Source organism: Castellaniella sp. WN (genome assembly GCF_054457555.1).
Genome location: NZ_JBTKZC010000001.1, coordinates 1,581,118 through 1,605,670 on the forward strand (window position 1 = coordinate 1,581,118; position 24,553 = coordinate 1,605,670).

Annotated in this window: 24 protein-coding genes; 9 read left to right on the forward strand and 15 right to left on the reverse strand. The window is 69.1% G+C overall.

All coding sequences use genetic code 11. The annotated features are described in order from the left end of the window. Positions 1 to 180: 180 nt before the first annotated feature. From acpP to ACTPOE_RS07410, 7 genes are all read right to left on the reverse strand, one after another. Positions 181 to 420 (reverse strand): acyl carrier protein, encoded by a 240-nt coding sequence (acpP, locus tag ACTPOE_RS07380; protein ID WP_043680887.1) that lies wholly within the window; start codon positions 418 to 420, stop codon positions 181 to 183. A 188-nt stretch (positions 421 to 608) separates the two neighbouring features. Next, the gene (fabG, locus tag ACTPOE_RS07385; RefSeq protein ID WP_458871563.1) at positions 609 to 1,349 is read right to left on the reverse strand and encodes a 3-oxoacyl-ACP reductase FabG; all 741 of its coding nucleotides are present in this window, start codon (positions 1,347 to 1,349) and stop codon (positions 609 to 611) included. Position 1,350: 1 nt separating this feature from the next. Beyond that, positions 1,351 to 2,283, reverse strand: a complete 933-nt coding sequence (fabD, locus tag ACTPOE_RS07390) for an ACP S-malonyltransferase (protein WP_458871564.1) — start codon at positions 2,281 to 2,283, stop codon at positions 1,351 to 1,353. 10 nt (positions 2,284 to 2,293) lie between these two features. Continuing rightward, positions 2,294 to 3,268 carry a beta-ketoacyl-ACP synthase III gene (locus ACTPOE_RS07395; RefSeq protein ID WP_458871565.1) on the reverse strand — a complete coding sequence of 325 codons (975 nt, stop codon included), beginning with the start codon at positions 3,266 to 3,268 and terminating at the stop codon, positions 2,294 to 2,296. A 20-nt stretch (positions 3,269 to 3,288) separates the two neighbouring features. Next, the gene (gene plsX / locus ACTPOE_RS07400; RefSeq protein WP_458871566.1) at positions 3,289 to 4,347 is read right to left on the reverse strand and encodes a phosphate acyltransferase PlsX; all 1,059 of its coding nucleotides are present in this window, start codon (positions 4,345 to 4,347) and stop codon (positions 3,289 to 3,291) included. A 31-nt stretch (positions 4,348 to 4,378) separates the two neighbouring features. Then, positions 4,379 to 4,561, reverse strand: coding sequence for a 50S ribosomal protein L32 (rpmF, locus tag ACTPOE_RS07405; RefSeq protein ID WP_458871567.1), 183 nt, complete (start codon positions 4,559 to 4,561; stop codon positions 4,379 to 4,381). Positions 4,562 to 4,627: 66 nt separating this feature from the next. Beyond that, positions 4,628 to 5,128: a YceD family protein gene (locus ACTPOE_RS07410; RefSeq protein WP_458871568.1), complete on the reverse strand. Its 501-nt coding sequence runs from the start codon at positions 5,126 to 5,128 to the stop codon at positions 4,628 to 4,630. 179 nt (positions 5,129 to 5,307) lie between these two features. Between ACTPOE_RS07410 and ACTPOE_RS07415 the strand changes: the two genes are divergently transcribed. Further along, entirely contained in the window at positions 5,308 to 5,901 is a 594-nt protein-coding gene (locus ACTPOE_RS07415; protein ID WP_458871569.1) for a Maf family nucleotide pyrophosphatase, read from the forward strand. Continuing rightward, positions 5,898 to 6,605 (forward strand): SAM-dependent methyltransferase, encoded by a 708-nt coding sequence (locus tag ACTPOE_RS07420; protein ID WP_458871570.1) that lies wholly within the window; start codon positions 5,898 to 5,900, stop codon positions 6,603 to 6,605. Before ACTPOE_RS07415 ends, ACTPOE_RS07420 begins: the two co-directional genes overlap by 4 nt. A gap of 93 nt (positions 6,606 to 6,698) precedes the next feature. Here the strand turns inward: ACTPOE_RS07420 and ACTPOE_RS07425 are convergent, their stop codons facing one another. From ACTPOE_RS07425 to ACTPOE_RS07440, 4 genes are all read right to left on the reverse strand, one after another. Then, positions 6,699 to 7,382 carry a protein-methionine-sulfoxide reductase heme-binding subunit MsrQ gene (locus tag ACTPOE_RS07425; protein ID WP_458871571.1) on the reverse strand — a complete coding sequence of 228 codons (684 nt, stop codon included), beginning with the start codon at positions 7,380 to 7,382 and terminating at the stop codon, positions 6,699 to 6,701. Next, positions 7,382 to 8,356 carry a protein-methionine-sulfoxide reductase catalytic subunit MsrP gene (gene msrP / locus ACTPOE_RS07430; protein ID WP_458872780.1) on the reverse strand — a complete coding sequence of 325 codons (975 nt, stop codon included), beginning with the start codon at positions 8,354 to 8,356 and terminating at the stop codon, positions 7,382 to 7,384. Before msrP ends, ACTPOE_RS07425 begins: the two co-directional genes overlap by 1 nt. Positions 8,357 to 8,626: 270 nt before the next feature. After that, the gene (locus ACTPOE_RS07435; protein WP_458871572.1) at positions 8,627 to 9,304 is read right to left on the reverse strand and encodes an HAD-IA family hydrolase; all 678 of its coding nucleotides are present in this window, start codon (positions 9,302 to 9,304) and stop codon (positions 8,627 to 8,629) included. After that, on the reverse strand, positions 9,301 to 10,260 hold the full coding sequence (locus ACTPOE_RS07440; RefSeq protein WP_458871573.1) for an RluA family pseudouridine synthase: 960 nt from the start codon (positions 10,258 to 10,260) through the stop codon (positions 9,301 to 9,303). The genes ACTPOE_RS07435 and ACTPOE_RS07440 overlap by 4 nt, the downstream gene beginning before the upstream one ends. A 483-nt stretch (positions 10,261 to 10,743) precedes the next feature. On the opposite strand from ACTPOE_RS07440, the gene ACTPOE_RS07445 reads away from it, so the two are divergent. Next, a complete protein-coding gene (locus ACTPOE_RS07445) occupies positions 10,744 to 13,737 on the forward strand; it encodes an Rne/Rng family ribonuclease (RefSeq protein ID WP_458871574.1) in 2,994 nt (997 codons plus the stop codon). 129 nt (positions 13,738 to 13,866) lie between these two features. Then, positions 13,867 to 15,156, forward strand: a complete 1,290-nt coding sequence (locus ACTPOE_RS07450; protein ID WP_458871576.1) for an MFS transporter — start codon at positions 13,867 to 13,869, stop codon at positions 15,154 to 15,156. A 13-nt stretch (positions 15,157 to 15,169) separates the two neighbouring features. Here ACTPOE_RS07450 and accD read toward each other — a convergent pair whose 3' ends face one another. The 4 genes from accD to ACTPOE_RS07470 form a co-directional block, all read right to left on the reverse strand. Beyond that, positions 15,170 to 16,048: an acetyl-CoA carboxylase, carboxyltransferase subunit beta gene (gene accD, locus ACTPOE_RS07455; protein ID WP_458871577.1), complete on the reverse strand. Its 879-nt coding sequence runs from the start codon at positions 16,046 to 16,048 to the stop codon at positions 15,170 to 15,172. Positions 16,049 to 16,050: 2 nt separating this feature from the next. After that, positions 16,051 to 16,887, reverse strand: a complete 837-nt coding sequence (gene trpA, locus ACTPOE_RS07460; RefSeq protein WP_458871578.1) for a tryptophan synthase subunit alpha — start codon at positions 16,885 to 16,887, stop codon at positions 16,051 to 16,053. Positions 16,888 to 16,896: 9 nt separating this feature from the next. Further along, positions 16,897 to 18,096 (reverse strand): tryptophan synthase subunit beta, encoded by a 1,200-nt coding sequence (gene trpB, locus ACTPOE_RS07465; RefSeq protein ID WP_458871579.1) that lies wholly within the window; start codon positions 18,094 to 18,096, stop codon positions 16,897 to 16,899. A gap of 150 nt (positions 18,097 to 18,246) precedes the next feature. Beyond that, on the reverse strand, positions 18,247 to 20,442 hold the full coding sequence (locus ACTPOE_RS07470) for a RelA/SpoT family protein (RefSeq protein WP_458871580.1): 2,196 nt from the start codon (positions 20,440 to 20,442) through the stop codon (positions 18,247 to 18,249). Positions 20,443 to 20,549: 107 nt separating this feature from the next. Here ACTPOE_RS07470 and ACTPOE_RS07475 point away from each other — a divergent pair, with 107 nt between their 5' ends. The 5 genes from ACTPOE_RS07475 (at position 20,550) to nth (ending at position 24,455) form a co-directional block, all read left to right on the forward strand. Then, on the forward strand, positions 20,550 to 21,053 hold the full coding sequence (locus ACTPOE_RS07475; RefSeq protein ID WP_458871582.1) for an NAD(P)H-dependent oxidoreductase: 504 nt from the start codon (positions 20,550 to 20,552) through the stop codon (positions 21,051 to 21,053). Positions 21,054 to 21,211: 158 nt separating this feature from the next. After that, complete coding sequence (gene fdxA / locus ACTPOE_RS07480) at positions 21,212 to 21,538, forward strand: ferredoxin FdxA (protein ID WP_458871583.1); 327 nt, start codon at positions 21,212 to 21,214, stop codon at positions 21,536 to 21,538. A gap of 235 nt (positions 21,539 to 21,773) precedes the next feature. Continuing rightward, complete coding sequence (locus tag ACTPOE_RS07485; RefSeq protein ID WP_458871584.1) at positions 21,774 to 22,991, forward strand: polyhydroxyalkanoate depolymerase; 1,218 nt, start codon at positions 21,774 to 21,776, stop codon at positions 22,989 to 22,991. A gap of 163 nt (positions 22,992 to 23,154) precedes the next feature. Further along, on the forward strand, positions 23,155 to 23,820 hold the full coding sequence (locus ACTPOE_RS07490; protein WP_458871585.1) for an RnfABCDGE type electron transport complex subunit B: 666 nt from the start codon (positions 23,155 to 23,157) through the stop codon (positions 23,818 to 23,820). After that, complete coding sequence (nth, locus tag ACTPOE_RS07495) at positions 23,817 to 24,455, forward strand: endonuclease III (protein ID WP_458871587.1); 639 nt, start codon at positions 23,817 to 23,819, stop codon at positions 24,453 to 24,455. The genes ACTPOE_RS07490 and nth overlap by 4 nt, the downstream gene beginning before the upstream one ends. The last annotated feature ends 98 nt before the right edge of the window (positions 24,456 to 24,553 follow it).

Below are 24,553 nucleotides of genomic sequence, written 5' to 3' on the forward strand. Positions count from 1 at the left end.
GGGGCATTTTCATCTTGGGGCGGCCCGGCGATGTAAAAGGGCGGCCCGCGACGGGCCAGACAGGACGGACTGTTTCAGCCCGCCGATGGCGCCCGCCACGAACCGCCCCGGCAGCCTGTCCGGCTCGGTGCGACAGGCCGTCGAGCCCTGGCGCGGCAAGCCGCAGCAGGGTGGTGCTGATTATTGCTTGCTGTGCGAGGTGATGTAGTCGACCGCCTGCTGGACCGTCGTGATCTTCTCGGCTTCCTCGTCGGGAATCTCGGTTTCGAATTCGTCTTCGAGGGCCATCACGAGCTCGACCATATCGAGCGAATCGGCACCGAGGTCGTCAAGGAAGGAAGATTCGTTCTTGATCTCGGCTTCGTTGACGCCGAGTTGCTCAGCGACGATCTTCTTGACGCGCTGTTCGATGCTTTCCATGCATATCTCCAGTTAGGAAAAATCCCGCGAATTATAGCCAAATGAGACCAACGGAGCTGCGGGTTTGTGTCAAAAAAAACAGTCCCGGCCGTCGGACGGCTTCCATGGGGGAAGCGCGGTCGCGCCCGGGCCTGCCTGCTGAGGTTGAACGGATTTTACCTTAGACGGGCCGGCTCCGTTCCCGATGCCTACATGTACATACCACCATTGACGTGCAGCGTCGTCCCTGTTACGTAGCCCGCCTGGGGGCTGGCCAGGTAGGCGACCGCGTGGGCGATTTCCGCCGCCGAGCCCAGCCGGCCCAGGGGAATCTTCCCCAGGATCGCGGCGGTCTGTGTCTCGTTCAGGGCGCGGGTCATGTCGGTGTCGATGAAGCCCGGGGCCACGCAGTTGACCGTGATGCCGCGGCTGCCGAGTTCGATCGCCAGAGCGCGCGACAGGCCGGCCACACCGGCCTTGGCGGCGGCGTAGTTGGCCTGGCCCGCATTGCCGCTGTAGCCCACCACGGACGTGATGCTGACGATGCGGCCCCAGCGGGCCTTCATCATGGTCTTGGCCACGCCACGCGACAGGCGGAACACGGCCGACAGGTTGGTATTCAACACGGCGGCCCAGTCCTCGTCCTTCATGCGCAGAATCAGGCCGTCGCGGGTGATCCCGGCGTTATTGACCAGGATGTGCGGCCCACCCTGCCCGGCCAGTTCGGCCAGCAGGGCGTCGCAAGCCGCCGCGTCGTTGACTTCGAGCACCGCGCCGCGTCCGCCTTGCGGCGCCAGGGCCTCGGTGATGGCCTGGGCACCGGTCTCGGACGTCGCCGTCCCCACGACCGTGGCGCCCGCGGCCGCCAGTTCCAGGGCGATGGCGCGGCCGATACCGCGCGATGCGCCCGTCACGAGGGCGATCTTGCCCGCCAGCACAGGTTCCGACATGTCAGCCTCCCAGAGCTTCCAGCGTCTCATGCAGGGACGCCGGATCGGTGATGTTGAACGTATTGATTTCACGGTCGATGCGTCTGACCAGGCCCGACAGGACCTTGCCCGGTCCGCATTCGACGATGTGGGTGACGCCGTCGCGCTTCATGGCCTGGATGGTCTCCACCCAGCGAACCGGATGCCAGGCCTGGCGCACCAGCGCGTCGCGGATGGCGTCCGGATCCGCCGGACGGGCGACGTCGACGTTGTTGATCAGGGGGATGGCCGGGGACGACAGGGCCACGCCGGTCAGCGCCCGGGCGAGCACGGCGGCGGCCGGCTCCAGCAGACGCGAATGGAAGGGCGCCGACACCGGCAGGGCCACGGCGCGCTTGGCGCCGGCGGCGCGCGCCCGCTCGCAGGCGCGCTCGACGGCGGCCGTGTGGCCGGCGATCACGACCTGGGCCGGAGCGTTGTAGTTGACGGCCTCGACGACCTGGCCGTCGGCGGCCTGGGCACAGGCCTGGCGCACGGCTTCGTCGTCCAGCCCCAGGATAGCGGCCATGCCGCCCTCGCCCACCGGCACGGCGGACTGCATGGCCTCGGCCCGCACGCGCACGGTGCGCACCGCGTCGGCCAGGTCCAGGGCGTCGGCTGCCACCAGGGCGGAATATTCGCCCAGGCTGTGGCCGGCGACCAGGACGGGCGCCGCTCCGCCCGCCTGCCGCCAGGCGCGGTACATCGCGACGGAGCACAACAGCATGGCGGGCTGGGTATGGGTCGTCAGGTTCAGGGTTTCGGCGGGACCCCGGGCGATCAGACCGGAGAGGTCCTCGCCCAGCGCTTCGTCGCCGGCCCGCAGCGTGGCCTGGACGCCGGCGTCGTCCGCCCAGGCGTCCATCATGCCGACGGTCTGCGAGCCCTGGCCGGGAAATACGAATGCGATCTTCATGGTGTGGTCTTCAGATTTTCACGAGGACGGAGCCCCAGGTGAAGCCGCCGCCCACTCCTTGCAGCAGCACGGTCTGGCCGGCACGGATGCGGCCGTCGCGCCAGGCGACGTCCAGCGCCAGCGGCACGCTGGCCGCCGAGGTGTTGGCATGCCGGTCCAGAGTGACGATGAGCTTTTCTTCTGGCAGGTTGAGCTTGCGGCCAATGAAATTCAGGATGCGGATATTGGCCTGATGCGGCACCATCCAGTCGAGTTCGGACACGTCGATGCCAGCCTCGTCGCAGACTTCGTGCGCGGAGCGCACCAAGGAATTGACGGCCAGCTTGAACACGGCCTGGCCGTCCATGCGCAGGAAGGGATCGCCCGTGACCTGGCCGCCGACGATGTTGCCGGCGGCGCACAGGATGTGCTGCTGGCGCCCGTCGGCGTTCAACCGGACGGCCAGGACGCCGGGTTCGTCGGATGCGCTGAGGACCACGGCTCCGGCCCCGTCGCCGAACAGCACGCAGGTGCGTCGGTCGTTCCAGTCGAGGATGCCGGAAAAGACCTCGGCGCCAATCACCAGGGCATGGCGGGCGCGCCCGGCACGCACGAAAGCATCGGCGGTGCCCAGCGCGTAGACGAAGCCGCTGCACACGGCCTGGACGTCGAAGGCGGCGGCGCCGCCCACGCCCAGGTTGGCCTGCACCAGGCAGGCGGTGCTGGGGAAAATGAAATCCGACGTGGAAGTGGCGACGATGATCAGGTCGATCTGGTCCGCCGTCAGGCCGGCGTTGTCCAGGGCCGCGCGCGCGGCCGCCGTGGCCAGCGTGCTGGTCTTGGTGCCCGGTTCGGCGATGTGGCGCTGACGGATGCCGGTGCGTTCCGTGATCCAGGCATCGGAAGTCTCGATGCCGCGCGTGGCCAGGTCGGCGGCCAGATCATCGTTGCTGACGATGCGTGGGGGCAGATAGCCGCCCGTTCCTGTGATCCTGGCGTAAGGCATATCGGTTCCGGAAAAAGAGACTAGGCCGTCGGGGCCGGGTCGCCCGCGGCGGGGGCCTGCGGCCGGCCGCGCAGGGCATCGAGGCGCTGGATGGTGCCTTCGAGGAGGCCGTTGAGCACAGCCTCGCGGGCGCGCTGCAGCGCCTGGCCGTAGGCATAGGCGTCGGCCGAGCCGTGGCTCTTGATGACGATGCCGCGCAGGCCCAGCAGGGCCGCCCCATTGTAGCGGCGATTATCCACGCGGGCGCGGAAGCGCTGCAGGACGGGCGTGGCCACCAGCCCCGCCGCCATGGTGAAGGGGTTGCGGCGGAATTCCTCGCGCATCATGGCGCCGATCATGCGCGCCAGGCCCTCGATGGATTTGAGGACCACGTTGCCGACGAAGCCGTCGCAGACGACCACGTCCACCGTACCCTTGAAGATGTCGTCGCCCTCGACGTTGCCGTAGAAGTTCAAGCCGCTGCCGCGCAGCAGGTCGGCGGCCTGCTTGACGACCTCGTTGCCCTTGATGAGCTCCTCGCCGATGTTCAGCAGGCCGACGGAAGGCTGCGCGCGGCGGTCCACGGCGGACACCAGCGCGGCGCCCATGAGGCCGAACTGCAGCAGATGCTCGGCCGTGCAGTCCACGTTGGCGCCCAGATCCAGCACCGTGGTGGAACCGCCCTTCTGGTTGGGCAGCGCGGTGGCGATGGCCGGGCGGTCGATGCCGTCCAACGTCTTCAGCACGTAGCGGGAGATCGCCATCCAGGCGCCGGTGTTGCCGGCCGACACGGCGGCGTCGGCGCGGCCATCCTTCACGGCCTGGGCCGCCACCCGCATCGAGGAGTCTTTCTTGCGACGCAGGGCGACTTCCACCGAATCGTGCATGGTGACGATTTCGGAGGCATGCAGGATCTCGAACTGGCCGGCGGACGCCGCGTTCTGCTGCAGGGCCTGGCGGATCAGGGACTCGTCGCCGACCAGCAGACACCGGGTATCGGGATGCGACTGCGCGAAGGCCATCGCCGCCGGTACGGTGACCGGCAAGCCATGGTCGCCGCCCATGCAATCGATGGCGATGGTCGGATTGGAATGGGACATCGGCGCGTGGAAAGACCGTGGCGCGGATGGCTTATTCGTCGTTCTTGGTCTTCAAGACCTTGCGGCCGCGATAGATGCCGTTCGGGCTGATGTGGTGGCGCAGGTGCAGTTCGCCGGTCGTGGGCTCGATGGCCGTGGAAGGCGCCGTGAGGGAATCGTGCGAACGATGCATGCCGCGCTTGGACGGGCTCTTTTTGTTTTGCTGGACAGCCATGATGACTCCTGTGATCGGGGCCGCTCATTTTAAGGTAAGCACAAGCCCGTGTGTTGAATGAAAAATTCAGTCTTTCCCGAACCGTTCCAGGACAGCGAACGGCGAGGGTCGCCGGGGCGGTTCCGGCGCATCCCCGTCCCCCGGACATACGTCGTGGCGGGGAGCATAGGGCAACGCCAGGATCAGCTCGTCCTCGACCAGGCCCAGGACGTCCAGACGCTGCTCGGCCACGAGGTATTCGATCTCGGGGCCCTGGCCTTCGGCTTCGAGCGCGTCCATGGCATCCAGCTGCGCCTGAGTGTCCACCAGGCCCAGCGTGCTGGACACCCGCAGCGTCAGGCTGAAGGTTTCCAGACAACGCTGGCAGATGACCCGCACAGGCCCCTCGGCCTCGACATCCAGCCAGGCCCGCCCGGACGGCGTGTCAGCCCGCCCGCGCACCTGCCAGCGGACTTCGCCGTCCTGGGGTCCGGGCAGATCCTGGCACAGGCGTGCCAATCGCTTCGCGCCGATCCAGCCATCCAGGGCCTGTCCGGCCCGCGCGAACCCGATCGCATCGATGACCATGACGTTTTGTTGCTCGGGAAAACTCTAGATGATACTCGATCATGGCGGGCAGGGTCAATGCTCCACCGCTCCACCGCGGCCTCGCCCGCCGCACTCTTCCCCTGAACCGGCCCAGGGCCGCCCCCGACAGCCGGGCGGCCTCGCACGGTAAACTGGCGGACGCTCATCAGGATTTTCCCATGCCGCTCATACTGGCTTCCAGCTCGCCCTACCGCCGCGCCCTGCTGCAACGACTGAACCTGCCCTTCTCCGTCCAGTCCCCGGACATCGACGAAAGCCCGCGCCCGGGCGAAGCGCCGCTCGATCTGTCGCTGCGCCTGGCCCGGGAAAAAGCCGCCGTGATCGCCGCGCGCCACCCCGGCGCCCTGGTGATCGGCTCGGACCAGGTCGCCGCGTTCCAGGACGAACCCATCGGCAAGCCAGGCTCCTTCGAGGCCGCCCGCGACCAACTGCGCCGCTTCGGCGGCCACGACGTCCTGTTCCTCACCGCCCTGTGCGTCACCGACGGACGGCGGCATCTGCTGGAACAGGTGCCGACCGAATGCCGCTTCCTGGCCCTGGACGACGCCCGGATCGAACACTACCTGCGCGTCGAGCAGCCTTTCGACACGGCCGGCAGCGCCAAGGCCGAACGGCTGGGCGTCGCGCTGATGGAGCGGATGCGCAGCGACGATCCCACTGCTCTGATCGGCCTGCCCCTGATCGCCCTGTGCCGCATGCTGCGCGCCTTCGGCCTGGAGCCCCTGGCGCCCCACCCCGGGATCGAACCATGACCACCCTGCACCTGATCCCCGTCGGCCTGGGCCAGGCGGATCCGGAACGCTGGCTGCCCCGGGCCGCCCGCGAAATCGCCGCCACGCTGCGCTGCTTCATCGCCGAGAACGCGAAAACGGCGCGCGCCTTCCTGAAACAGATCGAGACCGCCGTCCCGCTGCAGGAGATCACCATCCACACCCTGAAGCCGGACACGCGGGCGGGTGAAATCCGCGCCTGGCTGGCCGCCGTGCCCGCCGACCAGGACGTCGGTCTGGTTTCCGAAGCGGGCTGCCCGGCCGTCGCGGATCCCGGCGCGCTGGTCGTAGCCCAGGCGCACGCCACCGGCATCCGGGTCGTGCCCTGGACGGGGCCTTCGTCCATCATGCTGGGCCTGATGGCCAGCGGCCTGCAGGGCCAGCGCTTCGCCTTCCACGGCTACGCGCCGGTCAAGGCGCACGAACGCGATACCCAGTTGCGCGCCTGGGAATCGGCGTCCCACAGGCAGCAGCAGACCCAGATCCTGATCGAGACCCCCTACCGCAATGCCGCGCTGTTCGAAGCGCTGCTGCGCACCCTGCGCGACACGACGCGGCTGTGCGTCGCCAGTTCGCTGACCTGCGACGACGAGGCCATCGCCACGCGCACCATTGCCCAATGGCGCAAGGCCGGACCGCCGGATTTCGAGCGCAAGCCGACGCTGTTCCTGTATCTGGCGGGATGAGGCCGGACACGGGGCAGTCCCTGCGGACTGCCCCGTGCCTGACGAATCCGAGCCGCGTGCAAGCGGCGAGGTGGGCCAACAACGCAGATCGGTTCAGCCTGACGCGCCGGGACTGCTACGCCGCCCGGCGCGCCGGCCGCGCCACCACCCCGGCAGGCGCGCGGCCAGCAGCAACACCAGGATCAGGGCGTACAGGCGCGGCTCCAGGAAATCGTTCTTGCCCGCCCGCATCCAGTCGAAATGCAGCGCCGACAGGACGGCGGCCGGGTAGACCAGCGCATGCAGGCGCTTCCAGTTCCGGCCCAGGCGCCGCATCCAGCCCTGGGTGGAAGTCGCCGCCAGCGGGACCAGGCACAGCACGGCCAGCGCGCCCACGCCGATGAAGTCGCGCCGCCAGAGGTCCGTCCACATCGAGGCCGGCGCCCCGCCCCGGTCCCAGACCGCCCAGGCCAGGACGTGCAGCGCGGTATAGAAGAAGGCGTACAGCCCCAGCGTGCGCCGGTGGCGCAGCAGGCCGGACCAGCCCAGGCGGCGCACCGGCGTCACGGCCAGAGTAGCCCACAACAGCGCCAGCGCCCAAAGACCGGAGGAACGAGTCAGGAATTCCTGCGGATTGACTCCCAGGCCCCCGGCCGCGCCCAGTGCGATCCAGCGCAGCAGGGGAAACAGGCCGCAGGCATGGACGCAGGCGCCCAGGACCCATCCGCCGCCCGGGCGCGGCCGGCGCGCGCCGGCATCCGGCGCCACAGGCCGCGACCCGCCCGCGCGCGCCTCCATCAGAAATTACGCGCCAGGTCCATGCCCGCATACAACCCGGCCACCGCCTCGGCATAGCCGTTGAAGGACCGGGTGGGCAGGCGGGGCGCGAAGAATCCGGTGCCGATGCGGCGTTCGGTTTCCTGGCTCCAGCGGGGATGCGGCACCGCCGGGTTCACGTTGGCATAGAAGCCGTATTCCCGAGGCGCGGCGCGCATCCAGCTGGTGACTGGCGGTTCCGCCTGCAGGCGGATGCCGACCAGCGACTTGGCCGACTTGAACCCATATTTCCACGGGATGATCACCCGCAGGGGCGCGCCATTCTGCGGCGGCAGAGCGCGGCCGTAGACACCGAAGGCCAGCAGCGCCAGCGGATGCATGGCTTCGTCCATGCGCAGGCCTTCGACATAGGGCCAATCCAGGACGCCGGCCGCCACGCCCGGCATGGCGTCGGGCTGCAGCGCCGTCGTGAACACCACGTAGCGGGCGTCCGCCGTCGGCTCGGCCTGCCGCAGCAGATGGGACAGGGAATAGCCGGTCCAAGGCACCACCATGGACCAGGCCTCGACGCAACGCAGCCGGTAGACGCGCTCTTCCAGGGGGGCCAAGCGCCGCAGCGCGTCCAGATCCAGGGTCAGGGGCTTGCGCACGGCGCCGTCGATCCGCACCGTCCAGGGCCGCAGCCGCATCCGCCCCGCATATTCGGCGGGATCGCCCTTGCCGGTGCCGAACTCGTAGAAATTGTTATAGGTGGTGATGTCCCGCCAGGTATTGGGTGGCTCGTCGGTCGACCAGCGGGCGTTGCGCGAGGCGTCCAGCGCGGAGCCCTCGGGCCCGTCGGCGTCGGCGCCGGCGGCCCGGACCAGGCCGGCCGCGCCCAGCGTCAACGATCCCAGGGCCGCCTGCCGCAGCCAGCGCCGCCGCCCCCGCCAGACGGGTTCGGGCGTGATTTCAGAGGGCCGGATGTCGATTTCCCAGGGTGCGCGCATGATGATCCGCCGGTCGGAAGACAATCCAGTTTAGGCCTCAATCGTGCAGAAAGGTTCCCCGCCCGGCGGCGGATTGCTTGCTAGTCTGAACGCTCAGTTTCGGATGCATGGGCTTGTCAGGCAAGGCGCAAACCGCGGCGATAGTCTGACTATCGCGAGGATGAGTCCGGACACGGGGCAGTCCCTTGCGGACTGCCCCGTGTCTGACGAATCCGAACCGCTTGCAAGCGGTGAGGTGGACAAGCAACGCAGCATGGCGAGGCCAGACGCCGAAAATCAGCCCGCGCGCGCCCGGATCCAGGCCTGCATGTCGGGCACCGTGGCCGCCAGCGCCGTCGGCCGGGCGGATTCCAGCAGGGACGGCGCATGCGCCCCATAGGCGACCGCCAGGCTGTCCACCCCGGCGGCCCGCGCCATCAGCACATCGTGCGTGGTGTCGCCCACCATCAGCACCGTCTCCGGCGCCAGGTCCAGCTCGGCCAGCAGTTGCAGCAGCATGTCCGGGTCCGGCTTGCCGCGCGCCTCGTCGGCCGTGCGCGTGGCGTGGAACAGATCGCGCAGGCCCAGCCGCTCGATCGACTCGTCCAGGCCACACCGGCTCTTGCCCGTGGCCACGCCCAGCACCGCCCCGCCCGCGCTCAGGTCGCGCAGCAGCCCCGCCTGGCCCTCGAACAGGCGCATTTCATGCTGCAGCGCCATGAAATGCGCGCGGTAGCGGTCGACGAAGACATCCACGCGGTCAGTTCCCAGGTCCGGCACCAGGCGGTACAGGGCCGCCTGCAGCGACAGCCCGATCACCCAGCCGGCCTCTTCGCGGGACGGCTCGCGCAGCCCCAGATCCCGGCAGGCGCCCAGCAGCGCCCCGACGATATGGTGTGTGGAATCCAGCAGGGTGCCGTCCCAGTCGAAGATCACGGCGCGATACTGTTTCGCCAAAGGGTTCGGGGACGTCATGGGCGAGCGTGTTCCAGATGATCCAGCAGCGCCAGACAGGCGGGCGGCAACGGGGATTCGAAGACCAGGGGCTCGCCGGATACCGGATGGGGAATCTCCAGCCGATGCGCATGCAGGAACATGCGCCGGAAGCCCTGGGCGGCCAGGGCGGCGCGCACGGTGTCCGGCCCGTATTTCTCGTCTCCGGCGACCGGATGCCCCTGGGCCGCCAGGTGCACCCGGATCTGGTGGGTGCGTCCGGTGCGCAGCTCGGCCCCCACCAGGGAATAGCACCCGGCGTAGCGGCGTTGCAGGGTGACGATGGTATGGGCGGGCTTTCCCAGGGCATCGACACGCACCCGGCGCTCGCCACCCGGCGTCAGATATTTCAGCAGGGGCAGGCGGATGTGCTGGCGATCGTTGACCCAATCGCCCACGACCAGCGCCAGATAGTGCTTGCGCCCCCGGCTCTCGCGCATCATGTCGTGCAGGGCCACCAGGGCCTTGCGGCTGCGCGCCACCATCAGCACGCCGGACGTTTCCCGGTCCAGGCGGTGCGCCAGCTCCAGCAGGCGCTCGTCCGGCCGCGCCGCGCGCAATTGCTCGATCACACCGAAGGACACGCCGCTGCCGCCATGCACCGCCACCCCGGCGGGCTTGTCGATCACCAGCAGATGGGCATCCTCGTACAGCACGGGGAAGGCGGCCGGCGGCGCCGGCGGCGCCGTCCCCGGCGCGGGCAGGCGCAGCGGCGGAATGCGCACAGAATCACCGGCCGCCAGGCGGGTCTCGGCCCGGCAACGACCCTTGTTGACCCGGACCTGACCGTCGCGGATGGCCTTGTAGATGTGACTTTTAGGGACGCCTTTGCAGATCCGCAGCAGGAAATTGTCCAGCCGCTGCCCCTCGTGCTCGGTCCCCACGACCACCTGGCGGACGGCGGGTGGAGGAACCGGGGAATCAACTATTTTGCGCATAGGGAAAAGCGGCATATAATCGCAACAGCCCATAGAGGCTGGAAACCGCCGGACGTAGAGACGCAATGGATGCATCTCCGTCGGGCAAGCAGGGACTCCATTGTACTGCCTCACTTCCAGCCTCCAGGTCCTTGGTCGCCGGCTCCGTCCCGCTTCCTTCCCCCGCGCACTGCCGCCGGGCGCTGGAATCGACGTCAGGTCGCACGCGACGCCGCAGATTCTGCTCGCTCTTCCGCACCGGACGCGGCCCACCGCTCGCGTTCGCCGTTCCCAGCAATCATTTCGTCAACCACACATCGTGCCCTTGACCTCCCTGCTGACCGAACCCCGCGCCTACCGGCGCACCGTGCCCCCTCCCCAGGAGATCGGCGCGGTCTGACTTCGTCAGCGCACCGACCCCCTCGCAGACTGTCGCATCGCACACCGAGTGACCCGTGGCCGTGCGCCGAATCCGGCGCGCCCTGACTACGGAGAAACCCGCTCATGAAACGCATGCTGTTCAATGCGACGCACCAAGAAGAACTACGCGTCGCGATTGTCGATGGCCAGAAACTGATCGATCTGGACATCGAAACCGCCGGGCGCGAGCAGCGCAAAGGCAACATCTACAAAGGCGTCATCACCCGGATCGAACCGGGCCTGGAAGCCTGCTTCGTCAACTACGGGGAAGACCGCCACGGCTTCCTGCCCTTCAAGGAAGTCGCCCGCAGCTACTTCAAGGAAGGCGTGGACGTGCGCAGCGCCCGCATCCAGGACGCCCTGTCCGAAGGCCAGGAACTCATCATCCAGGTCGAGAAGGAAGAACGCGGCAACAAGGGCGCGGCCCTGACCACCTTCATTTCCCTGGCCGGCCGCTACCTGGTGCTGATGCCCAACAATCCGCGCGGCGGCGGCGTATCGCGCCGGGTCGAGGGAGAGGACCGCCAGGAACTGCGCGAGGCCATGGACCAGTTGGAAATCCCCGCCGGCATGAGCATGATCGCCCGCACCGCCGGCATCGGCCGCGGCGTCGAGGAACTGCAATGGGACCTGAACTACCTGCTGCAGCTCTGGACCGCCATCGACGCGGCCGCCCGCGAGAACAAGGCGCCGATCCTGATCTATCTGGAATCCAGCCTGGTCATCCGCGCCATCCGCGATTATTTCTCGCCGGAAATCGGTGAAATCCTGATCGACACGGACGACATCCACGACCAGGCGACCGCCTTCATGAGCGTGGTCATGCCCGACAACGTCAATCGCGTGAAACGCTACCGCGACGACGTGCCCCTGTTCTCCCGCTTCCAGATCGAACACCAGATCGAAACCGCCTACTCGCGCACGGTCACGCTGCCCTCGGGCGGCGCCATCGTGATCGACCACACCGAGGCCCTGGTGGCGGTGGATGTCAACTCCGCGCGCTCGACGCGCGGCGCCGACATCGAAGAAACCGCCCTGCGCACCAACCAGGAGGCCGCCGACGAGGTCGCCCGCCAGTTGCGCCTGCGCGACCTGGGCGGCCTGATCGTGATCGACTTCATCGACATGGAGGACAGCAAGAACCAGCGCGCCGTCGAGCAGCGCCTGCGCGACGCCCTGCATTTCGACCGTGCCCGTGTCCAGATGGGCAAGATCTCCCGCTTCGGCCTGATGGAACTGTCCCGCCAGCGCCTGCGCCCGGCCCTGAACGAAGGCTCGCACGTCACCTGCCCGCGCTGCACCGGCACCGGCGTGATCCGCGACGCCGAATCCAGCGCCCTGCACGTGCTGCGCCTGCTCCAGGAAGAAGCCATGAAGGAAGGCACGGCCGCCCTGCACGCCCAGGTGCCGGTCGACGTCGCCACCTTTCTGCTGAACGAAAAGCGCCGCGACATCGGCCAGATCGAATCCCGCCTGAAGGTCAATCTGGTCCTGATCCCGAACAAGTCCCTGGAAACGCCGCACCACCACATCGAGCGCCTGCGCCACGACGATCCTCGACTGGACGAGAACAAGACCAGCTTCGAACTTGCGCAGGAGCCCGAGGACAAGCTCGTCTGGCAGCCGAACAAGGCCCAGGAAGCCAAGGCCCGGCCCGAGGCCCTGGTCAAGGGCATCCAGCCCGCCCAGCCGGCCCCGGTCCATGTGGAACGCGCGCCCCGCGCGGCCGAAACCGCTTCCGTCGCCGCGGCGCCGGCCGCTCCGCAGGGCGGTCTGCTCAAGCGTCTGTTCGGCTGGATTACGGGTTCGGCCCCCGAGGCCGCCCCCGCCGCCGAACCGGCCGCACCCGCTCCGTCCCGCGAATCCGGCGATGGCCGCCGGCGCGGCGCCGCCGGCCGCAACGGCGGACGCCGGAGCGAACGCCGCCCGGACGCCCCGCGAGGCGAGCGTGCCGGCCGCACGGAACGCTCCGACCGTACCGAGCGTGGCGACCGTCCGGAACGCGGCGAGCGCGCCGAACGGTCGGAAGGCCGTCCGTCCTCCCGACGCGAACGTCCGGCCGCGGACGCCGCGCTGCCGGTCCTGGCCGACGCCCCCATCGCCGAGCTCCAGGACGAATCCGCCGAACCGCGCCGTGGTGGCCGCAACCGCCGTGGCCGTGGCCGCAACCGCCCGGAAGAATCCGCCGTCCAGACGAACGAGGCGATCGACCTCCAGTCCGACGAAGCGACCGCCGATCAGGCCGACGTGACGGCCGCCGTCCCGGCCCGCAATGACGCGAACCCCTACGGCCTGCCCGACGCGCCGCAAAGCCCGTTCGCCGAAACGCGGGACGATGACGAACCCGTCGCCGGCCCGGCCGTGGACGCCGAAGCCGACACCGACCTGGACAGCCCGGATCCGGAACGCAAGCGCCGTCGTCGTCGCGGCCGTCGCGGCCGCCGCAGCGGCGATGCCGCCGACATGGTCGCCACCGAGGACACCTCGGCCGACGGCGACACGCCGGCCATCGAAACGCACGAAACGCCGCGCTTCGACCCCGAGGCCCTGGCGACGGAAACGCCGGCCGAGGCCGACGAATTCGACACCCGGCCCGCCGCCGCGTCCGAAGACGAACCGGCCGCGCCGGCCCCGGTCCAGGCCGAAGCCGAGCCCCGGGCCGAGGCGCCCCACGCCGAAGCCCCCGTGGAAACGGCGCCCGTCGCGCCGGCCCCGGTTCAGGCCGAACCCGCTCCGGTGGCCGAACCCGTCGCGGACACCGAAGCCGAAGCCGAAGCCGACACGCCCGCTCCGGTCGCGGCCCAGGCGACGCCCGACGCCATCCCGGCGGCTCCGGTGGTGGAACCCGCCCCCGTTGCCGAAGCGCCCGCCCCCGTGGCCGCTCCGTCGGCGCCGGCCTCCCGCCCGATCGCCCTGCCCTCGGATGCGTCCCTGCAAGCCGCCGGCATGCAGATGATCGAGACCCGGTCCAGCGCGCCCTACGCGCCGCCCGCGCCGCCCAAGCCCCTGGGCCGCGCCCGCAAGCCGGTCGCGGTGGTGCAGGACGAACCGCTGCAGCAGGTGGAAACCTCGGACTGAGGCTCCTCCCGTGAAAATGCCCGAAACTCCGGTTTCGGGCATTTTTTTCGACATCGTCAGCCAAGCCATGAGAAACGACCGGGAACCCAGCCTCCTTCACTCCCCTGCCGCGCGGGGCGGGCACGCGGCATGAGCGCGCTCCAGGACACGCGCCTGCGGCTGGTGATGTGCCTCGTCACCGGCGCCATGTTCATGGAAGTGCTGGACGGCAACATCATCGCCACCGCCCTGCCGGACATGGGCCGCTCGTTCGGCGTCGACGCGGTGCAATTGAATATCGCCATCAGCGCCTACCTGCTGGCGCTGGGCGTCTTCATCCCGGTCAGCGGCTGGATGACCGATCGCCACGGTCCGCGCCGGGTGTTCGCCTGCGCCATCGCCGGCTTCACCCTGACCTCGCTGGCCTGCGGCCTGGTCGAACACCTGCACGCCTTCATCGCCCTGCGGGTGCTGCAGGGCGCCTGCGGCGCGATGATGGTGCCCGTCGGCCGCTTCGCCAGCCACCTGGACTGGCACTGGATCTTCTTCCTCAACGTGCCCCTGGGCATCCTGGGCCTCGTCCTGGCGCTCTGGCTGATCCCGCCGATGGCGCCGGCGCCGCGCCAGCCCTTCGACTGGACGGGCTTCATGCTGTGCGGCCCGGGCATCTTCTCGCTGCTCGGCGCGCTGGAATGGCTGGCCGCCTCGGCCGATGCCGCCGGTCTCGCCCTGTTCGCCTGCGGCATCGTCCTGATCGTGGCGGCGCTGCGGCATCTGCGCCGCGCCGCCGCGCCGATGCTGAACCTGACGCCCATGCGCGTGGACACCTTTCGCGTCGTGATGCTCGGCGGCTCGGTCACCCGGATGGCCATCGGCAGCCTGCCGTTCCTGCTGCCGCTGATGTTCCAGCTCGGCTTCGGCATGAACGCCTTCGAGGCGGGCCTGCTGTTGCTGGTGGTGTTCGCCGGCAACCTGGGGATGAAGGCGGTCACCACGCCCATCCTGCGCCGTTTCGGCTATCGCCAGGTGATGCTGTGGAACGGGCTGCTGGCCTCGGCCAGCCTGGCCGCCTGCGCGCTGCTGACCCCGGCCATGCCGCTGGCCGCGCTGCTGCCCATCCTGTTCATCCACGGCATGGCCCGATCGATGCAGTTCACCTGCCTGGGCACGCTGGCCTTCGCCGACGTGCCCGAGGCGCGGATGGCCGACGCCAACGGACTGTTCAACGTCGTCTCGCAACTCAGCATGGCGGCGGGCATCACCCTGGGCGCCATGACGATCCGGCTGGGAGAGGCACTGGGCGGCGCGCTGGCGGTCACGGGGCCGGCGTTCCCCTACCGGACCGCCTTCATGATCGCAGCCGTCATCGCGCTGATCGGCCTGCTGGACACCCTGCGGCTGCCCCGGGGCGCCGGCGACCGCTTCGTGGGCCGGGCCTGAGGCCCGGACCCGGTCAGGCCGCCTTCACGACCTCGATCGGCTGGCGCGTGAACAGCGCCAGCAAGTGGGCCAGCTCGGTCCGCATCTCGCGGCGGTCGACCACACGGTCGATGGCGCCTTTCTGCAGGAGGAATTCGGCGCGCTGGAAGCCTTCCGGCAGCTTCTCGCGCACGGTCTGCTCGATCACGCGCGGGCCGGCGAAACCGATCAGGGCGTTGGGCTCGGCCAGGACCACATCGCCCATGAAGGCGAAGGAGGCCGACACCCCCCCCATGGTCGGATCGGTCAGGATGCTGACGAACGGCAGGCCGGCCTCGGACAACTGGTGCAGCATGGCGGTGGTCTTGGCCATCTGCATCAGCGAAAACAGGGATTCCTGCATGCGCGCGCCGCCGGAGGACGACACGCAGACGAAGGGCAGCCGCCGCTCGATGGACGCCTGGACGCCGCGGGCGAAGCGCTCGCCCACCACCGAACCCATCGATCCCCCCATGAAGGCGAACTCGAAGCACGCCAGCACCGTCGGCACCGACAGCACCATGCCGCTCATCACCACCATCGCCTCGGTCTCGCCGGTCTGCTTGACAGCCTCGGCCACGCGTTCCGGGTATTTGCGCGAATCCTTGAATCTCAGCGGGTCCATGGGGCGCGTCTGGGCGCCGATTTCCACGCGGCCTTCCGGGTCCAGCAGCGCGTCGATGCGCGCCCGGGCGCCGATGCGCATGTGGTGGCTGCACTTGGGGCAGACGTTCAGGGTCGCCTGCAGGTCTTCCTTGTAGAGGACCGATTCGCAGGACGGGCACTTGACCCACAGGCCTTCGGGCACGCGCTTGGAGGCCGAATCGCCGCTGCGATTGATACGCGGGGGGAGGATCTTTTCAAACCAGCTCATGGTCAACCTTCTTTCCGGATGGGTTCGATGGCCTGGCGCACCTGGGCCAGCCACTGGGCCGCCGCGCCGATGGCGGCCTGCGGGCCGTCGCGCAGAGACGCTTCCTCGATGATCTGTATGAGTTTGCTGCCGATCACCACGGCGTCGGCGTGCCGCGCCACGCGCGCGGCACTGTCGGCGTCGCGGATGCCGAAGCCCACGCCCACGGGGATGCTCACATGGCGACGGATTTCCGCCAGGCGGCGCGCCACGTCGTCGGTGTTCAGGTGGCCGGCGCCGGTCACGCCCTTGAGCGAAACGTAATAGACATAGCCGCGGGCCAGGCGGGCGACATCGCGGATGCGGGACTCGACCGACGTCGGCGCCAGCAGATAGATGGGATCCAGGCCGGCCCGCCCCAGCAGGGCGGCGAATCCGGCGGACTCCTCGGGCGTGTAGTCCACGGTCAGCACGCCGTCGACGCCCGCCTCGGCGGCCCGCCGCGCGAAGGCTTCCTGGCCCATGCATTCGATGGGGTTGGCATAGCCCATCAGGACGACCGGCGTCCCGGCATCCTGCCGGCGGAATTCGGCGACGATGTCCAGCACCGCGCCCAGGCTGACGCCCGCGGCGATGGCGCGTTCACCGGCCTGCTGGATCACCGGGCCGTCGGCCATGGGATCGGAGAACGGCACGCCCAGTTCGATCACGTCGGCGCCGGCCGCCGCCAGGGCGTGCATCAGCGCGGGCGTGGACGCCACCAGGGGATCGCCCGCCGTCACGTAGGGAATCAGGGCCGCCCGTCCCCCCAGGGAGGCAAAGCGGGCCGCCAGGCGGGCATTCGAAGAAGTCTTGGTCATTCCTGAGCCTTAGAGCGTGATGCCGCCGTATTCGGCCACGGTGTGCATGTCCTTGTCGCCCCGGCCGGACAGGTTGACCAGGATGATCCGGTCGCGCGGCAGGGTCGGGGCGAGCTTCACCGCCTGGGCGATGGCGTGCGAGGACTCCAGGGCGGGCATGATGCCTTCGATACGGCAGCAATCGTGAAAGGCGGCCAGGGCTTCCTGGTCGGTGATGCCGACGTACTGCGCGCGCCCGCTGTCGTGCAGCCAGGCGTGTTCAGGCCCGACGCCGGGATAGTCCAGACCCGCGGACACGGAGTGGGTCTCGGTGATCTGGCCGTGCTCGTCCTGCAGCAGGTAGGTGCGATTGCCGTGCAGCACACCGACCACGCCGCGGTTCAGCGACGCCGCGTGGCGACCCGTCTCCAGGCCCTCGCCGGCGGCTTCGACGCCGATCAGTTGCACGGCTTCGTCTTCGATGTAGGGATGGAAGATGCCGATGGCATTGGACCCGCCGCCCACGGAGGCGATCACGTAGTCGGGCTGGCGGCCCGCGTCGCGCGGCATCTGCTCGCGGCACTCGCGGCCGATGACAGTCTGGAAGTCGCGCACCATCCGGGGGTAGGGATCGGGACCGGCCACGGTGCCGATGATGTAGAAGGTGTCTTCCACATTGGTGACCCAGTCGCGCATGGCCTCGTTCAGGGCATCCTTCAGGGTGCGCGAGCCGGACTCGACGGGCACCACCCGGGCGCCCAGCAGCTTCATGCGGTAGACATTGGACGCCTGGCGGCGGACGTCCTCGCTGCCCATGTAGACTACGCATTCCATGCCGTAGCGCGCCGCCACGGTGGCCGTGGCCACGCCGTGCTGGCCCGCCCCGGTCTCGGCGATCACGCGCGGCTTGCCCATGCGCCTGGCGAGCAGGGCCTGGCCGATGCAGTTGTTGACCTTGTGGGCGCCGGTGTGATTCAGGTCTTCGCGCTTGAACCAGATCTGCGCGCCGCCCAGTTGCTCGGACCAGCGCCGGGCATGGTAGACCGGGCTGGGCCGGCCGACGAAGTGTTCGAGCTCGTAAGCGAATTCACGCTGGAATTCGGGGTCGTCGCGATAGCGCGCATACGCCTCGCGCAGCGCATCCAGGGCGTGCACGAGCGTTTCGGCGACGAACGAACCGCCGAACTTCCCGAAGTGCCCCCGGGCATCCGGCAGATGATAGGGTTTCAAGTCCAGTCTCGCATCAAAGGGCGCCGCCGGAAATCAGGCGCACGCACGGGCCAAACGGGCATTTTAGCAGCCCCGTCCGACCGAGTGCCCCCGGCCGCCGCGCCCCCTTTCACCCAAGGGGGAGTCCGCGGCCGGGGCGGACCGGCGCGCTCACTGCCGCCCGGCCTGGACTCCGGACAGTTCGTTGACGGCGGCCAGCGCCTGGCGGATCTGCTCGCCGTCGCGCACCTCGACGGTGAACACCATGTGCGCCAGCGAGCGGCGGCTGTGGGTCGTGACGCGCACCACCCGCAGCCGCAGGCGCGCGAAGACTTCGGACAGGTCGCGCAGCAGATTGGGCCGGTCCTGGGCATGGATGCTCAGGTCCACGGGATAGACGGCCTGGCCGGTCCGGCCCCAGGCGACCTCGATGCAGCGTTCCGGGTGGCGCTGGACCAGGGCCGCCCAGGACGGGCAGTCGCTGCGGTGGATGGACACCCCCCGACCGCGCGTGACGAAACCCTCGATGGCGTCGGGCGGCACCGGCCGGCAGCAGCGCGCCAGCTGCGTCATCAGGGAATCGACCCCCACCACCAGCACCCCGCTCTTGCCCGTGCGGGCGACGCTGCCGGCGTCGCTGGCGTAGACGCGAGCCTCGTCGGGCTGCTCGCGGGCCGGCTCGGGCTCGCGCAGGACGTGATCGATCTGCCGCAGGCTGAATTCTTCCTTGGCCGCCGCGACATACAGATCATCGGCGCGGGCGAAGCCCAGCTGCTGGGCCAGGTGTTCCTGGTTGACGGCGGTACGGCCCAGGCGCTGCAGTTCCTTTTCGACCAAGGCCTGGCCCTGGGCGATGCGCTGCTGCAACTCGATCGCATTGAACCAGGCCCGGACCTTGGCCCGCGCGCGCGGGCTGGCCAGGTAGCCCAGCTGGGGGTTGAGCCAGTCGCGCGAGGGACCGCCGGACTTGGCGGCGATGATTTCCACCGTCTGGCCCGTGCGCAGGGGGGTGGACAGGGGCACGATCTGGCCGTCGACCCGGGCGCCCCGACAGCGGTGGCCCAGGTCGGTGTGCAGCAGGTAGGCGAAGTCCACCGGCGTGGCGCCAGCGGGCAGTTCCAGCACGCGCGCCTGGGGCGTCATCACGTAGATGCGCGCGTCCGCCCGCGCCTCGGGCGCGGGCGCGGCCCCGCCCTCGTCCTTCCAGGACAGCAGCTGGCGCATCCAGGCGATCTTCTGGTCGTATTCGCCGGCGGCGGAGACCTGGCCGCCCCGGGCTCCGGCCTCCTTGTAGCGCCAGTGGGCCGCCATCCCGTATTCGGCGAAATGGTGCATGTCGCGGGTGCGGATCTGAACCTCGAAGGCCCGGCCTTCGGCGTCGGCCACCACGGTATGCAGGGAACGGTAGCCGTTGGGCTTGGGACGGACGATGTAGTCGTCGAACTCCTCGGGCACCGGCGTCCACAGCGCATGCACCAGGGCCAGCGCGGCGTAGCAGGCCCGCTCGTCCTCGACGATGATCCGCAGGGCGCGCAGGTCGAACAGCCGGCGGAATTCCAGGTGCTTGATACGCATCTTGTTCCAGATGCTGTAGATGTGCTTGGGCCGGCCGCTGAGCTCGGCCCGGATGCCGGCCTCGGCCAGCGCCGTCCGCAGACGCGCCATCACGTCCTCGATGAAGGCCTCGCGCTCGGCGCGTTTCTCCTCCAGCTGCCGGGCGATGGTCTTGTAGGTGTCCGGCTCCAGGAAACGGAAGGACAGATCCTCCATTTCCCATTTCAGTTGCCAGATCCCCAGGCGGTTGGCCAACGGCGTGTACAGCGCCATGGTTTCCCGGGCGAACTCCGGCGGACAGGGCGTGCGGCTGGCCGCGTGCCAGCGCAGCGACTGCAGGCGCGAGGCCAGCCGCATCAGCACGATGCGCAGGTCCGCCGCCATGGCCAGCAGCATCTTGCGCTGCATTTCCTTCTGGTCGGTGCCGGACACGTCGCCGGCCCGGCCCGCGACAACGCCCAGGCGCAGCAGGGCGCGCACACCCTGGACCAGGGTGGTGACCTCGGGGCCAAAGGCCTTGTGCAACGGGTCGGTGCGCGACACTTCGCCCGCCGGCACCGGCTGCACGGCCAGCAGGGCCGCCGCGCGGGTGGCCGCGTCCGAATCCAGGTCGCGCAGGATCAGAACCACGGCGGCGGCGTGCGCGTCCAGGGCTTCGCCCGTGCTGGCCCGCGCGCCGCGCAGGGATTCGCGCACCCACTCGGCCGCCTGGCGCAGGATCGCCGCGCCCGCGTCGTCGAGTCCGCCGCGGGCGGCCTGGAACCACTCGGGGCCGAAAGGATCTGCGGAAGCGGATTGCGGGGGGACACTCATGACGCCGGACCAGGGGAAACGGGGCCTTCGAACCGGGCCTCCAGACTCTGAGCCTCTATACTACTTGAGTGAGTCCGTCCCCGCAGGAACGAGCAGGAATGCACCCCATGACGACCCAACTGCTGATCATCTGGCATTCCCGCACCGGCGCCGCCCGTCAGATGGCCCAGGCGGCCGCCGCCGGCGCGCAAGCCGTGGCCGACGAACTCGGGGCGGGCGACCGCTTCGACCTGCAGGTACGCCCCGCCGATACCGTACGGGCCGAGCACCTGCTCGCCGCCGACGGCTACCTGTTCGCCGCGCCGGAAAACCTGGCGGCGCTCAGCGGCGCCATGAAGGAGTGCCTGGACCGCAATTACTACCACGTGCTGGACCGGATCAACGGCCGGCCCTACGGCGCCCTCATCACTGCCGGCTCCGACGGCGACGGCGCCCGCCGGCAGCTCGAGCGCATCTGCACCGGCTGGCGCCTGAAGGCCGTCGCGCCGACCCTGATCGTACCCATGCGGGCCCAGACGCCCGAAGCCATCCTGGCGCCCAAGACCGTACCCGATGACTGGCTGGCGCGCGGCGCCGAACTGGGCGGCACCCTGGCCGCCCTGTTGCTGTAGCGCAACCGCGACACCTTCCCGGGCGGAGCCGCCGGCGGCCCGTCCGCTTGCGGCGCCAGCCCTACCCACCACACGGGATCTTCGGGTTCTCCCTGATAAATTCGGTAAAATCCCCACTGGCCCGTTTCAAGGTCCCTGTCTGCAAGCCCGGAGTGCTCATGACCCACGTCGTCACCGAAAACTGTATCAAGTGCAAATACACCGACTGTGTCGATGTCTGTCCCGTGGACTGTTTCCGCGAAGGGCCGAACTTCCTGGTCATCGACCCCGAGGAATGCATCGACTGCGCCGTCTGCGTGCCCGAGTGCCCAGCCAACGCCATCTTCGCCGAGGAAGACGTTCCGCAGGACCAGCTCGACTACATCCCTCTGAACGCCGAACTGTCGCCGACCTTCAAGCCCATCAACCGCTCCGGCAGCCCGTTGGACGGGGCCGACGACTGGAACGGCGTCGCCGACAAGCTCAAGTACCTGGAACGCCCCTAGTGTCCTGTTCGACCGCTTCCGAGTGCATGAACCAATCAAGCAGAATACCAGGCCCGCCTCCGCCGGGCGGGCGCCTGCGTCCGATCCGTCTGTAAAACCCCACATTCCGGCCGTATATGACTCATATACGGGAAAGTCCGGTAGCGTCCCTTCATGATTACCGGTACTTTAGATCCGGATGACCGATACTCCGGCGCGCGACCCGCGCCGGACCAGACCGACGGGAACGCAACCCATGCTGTATGACTTGCACGAGCTTCAGCGCTCAATCCTCGCCCCCTTCACGGCTTTCACTGAAACCGGTTCGCGCCTGTTTTCGAACCCCTACAGTCCGCTGGCCTACACTCCGCTGTCGCGGCAGTTCGCCGCCGCCTACGAGCTTGCCCACCGCGTGGGCAAGGACTACGAAAAACCGGCCTGGAACCTGCCATCCACCCAGATCGGCGGGCGCGAGGTCGCCGTGCACGAGGACATCGCCCTGGCCCAGCCTTTCTGCCGCCTGGTGCATTTCCGCCGCGACACCCGCCGCCATGATCCGCGTGTGCTGCTGGTGGCGCCCCTGTCCGGGCACCATGCCACCCTGCTGCGCGACACGGCGCGCACCCTGCTGCCCGACCACGAGGTCTACGTCACCGACTGGATCGACGCCCGCATGGTGCCGGCGGCCGAAGGCACCTTCGGCCTGGACGACTACGTTCGCTACGTCCAGACCTTCCTGCGCCACCTGGGTCCCGACACCCACGTGATCTCGGTCTGTCAGCCCACGGTGCCGGTCCTGGCCGCGATTTCCCTGCTGGCTTCGGCCGGCGACTCCTGTCAGCCGCGCAGCATGGTCATGATGGGCGGCCCCATCGACACGCGCAAATCGCCCACCCAGGTCAACCGCCTGGCCACGACCAAACCCTACGAATGGTTCGAGGACAACCTGATCCACCGGGTGCCGTCCCGCTATCCGGGCGCCGGCCGGCTGGTCTACCCCGGATTCCTGCAGCACGCCGGCTTCGTCGCCATGAATCCGGACCGGCATGTGAAGTCCCACTACGACTTCTATCTGCACCTGCTGGGCGGCGACGACAGCGATGCGGAAGCCCACCGCCGCTTCTACGACGAATACAATGCCGTGCTGGACATGCCGGCCCGTTTCTACCTGGACACCATCCGCACCGTCTTCCAGGAATTCCGCCTGCCGCGCGGCACCTGGACGATCGATGGCGAACGGGTCGATCCCGCCGCCATCCGCAAGACCGCCCTGCTGACCATCGAGGGCGAGTTGGACGACATCTCCGGCCAGGGCCAGACGCACGCGGCCCACCACCTGTGCGCCAATCTGGCCCCCTCCATGCGGGAAATCCATACCGCATCCGACTGCGGCCACTACGGCATCTTCTCCGGGCGCCGCTGGCGCCAGCAGATCTGTCCTAAAATATCTTCCTTCATCCGATCGCATGCTTAACGGGCCTGCATTCGGCCGGAGCACCAGGATGAGGCTGGATATGGAATAGTCCCTGCGGACTATTCCATGCCTGTCGAATCCGGGCTGCCTGCAAGCGGCGAGGTGGAAAGCCGAAGACAGTGCTCTTGCACGGCGAGGCGAACCAACGACGCGATCCGGTTGAATGCAAGCCCGTTTCCCGGGGACGGCTCGCGCCGTCCCCTGTGCGTTTCCGCCCGCCGTGCCCACACTGACCGACACTCTCGACGCCCTGCTGCCGCAGACCCAATGCACGCAATGCGGCTATGACGGCTGCCGCCCCTACGCCCAGGCCATGGCCGAGGGACAGGCCGACACCAACCGCTGTCCGCCCGGCGGCCCGCGCGTCATCGATGCCCTGTCGCGTGCACTGAACCGCCCGGCGCGTCCCCTGGATCCCGCCTGCGGCACGCACCAGCCTTTCCGGGTGGCGCTCATCGACGAAGCTCACTGCATCGGCTGCACCCTGTGCATCCAGGCCTGCCCGGTGGATGCCATCCTCGGGGCCAACCAGCGCATGCACACTGTGATCGAGGCCGACTGCACCGGCTGCGAGCGCTGCGTGGCGCCCTGCCCCGTGGACTGTATCTCCATGATCCCCGCCGGCCGCGACTGGACGGCGGACGACGCCGACGCCGCCCGCCAACGCTACCAGGCGCGCAACGCCCGGCTGCGGTCGCGCCACGACGAGGCCGCCGGCCCCGCCGCGCGCACGCTGGCCAACAAGCCCGTCCTGGCCGCCCCCGACCCCCACGACAAGCAGGATCGCATCGCCCAGGCCCTGGCCCGGGCGCGCGCCCGACGCCCATGAAACGCGCCGCCATCGATGAATGCTTCCGCCGCCTGCGCGAAGCCAACCCCCATCCCAGGACCGAGCTGGAATACGGCAGCGTCTTTCAGCTGCTGGTGGCCGTCATGCTCTCGGCCCAGGCGACCGACCGTTCCGTGAACCTGGCCACCCACGGCTTCTTCCCCGAGCACGGCACGCCCGAAGGCCTGCTGGCGCTGGGCGAACCAGGGCTGACCGAGGCGATCCGCACCATCGGCCTGTACAAGACCAAGGCGCGCAACGTCATCCGCACCTGCGAACTGCTGCTGGAACGGCACGGTGGCCAGGTTCCCGACCGCCGGGAAGACCTGGAAGCCCTGCCCGGCGTCGGCCGCAAGACCGCCAATGTGGTACTGAACACGGCCTTCCGCCAGCCCACCATGGCCGTGGACACACACATCTTCCGCGTGTCCAACCGGACCGGCATCGCCCCGGGCAAGACCGTGCTGGCCGTGGAGCAGGCGCTGCTGCGCCGGGTGCCGAAGGAATACCTGCTGGATGCCCACCACTGGCTGATCCTGCACGGACGCTACGTCTGCGTGGCCCGCAAGCCGAAATGCCCCCAATGTCCGATCGCCGACCTGTGCGACTATCCGGACAAGACCCGCCTCGACTGACTCCGGACTGACTTCGGCAGGGCCGGCGCCCGGGCCGCCGAGCCTCGTTATTGCACCGCAATATCCGGACGACGCGGCGGCAACTCTGTAAAACCCCT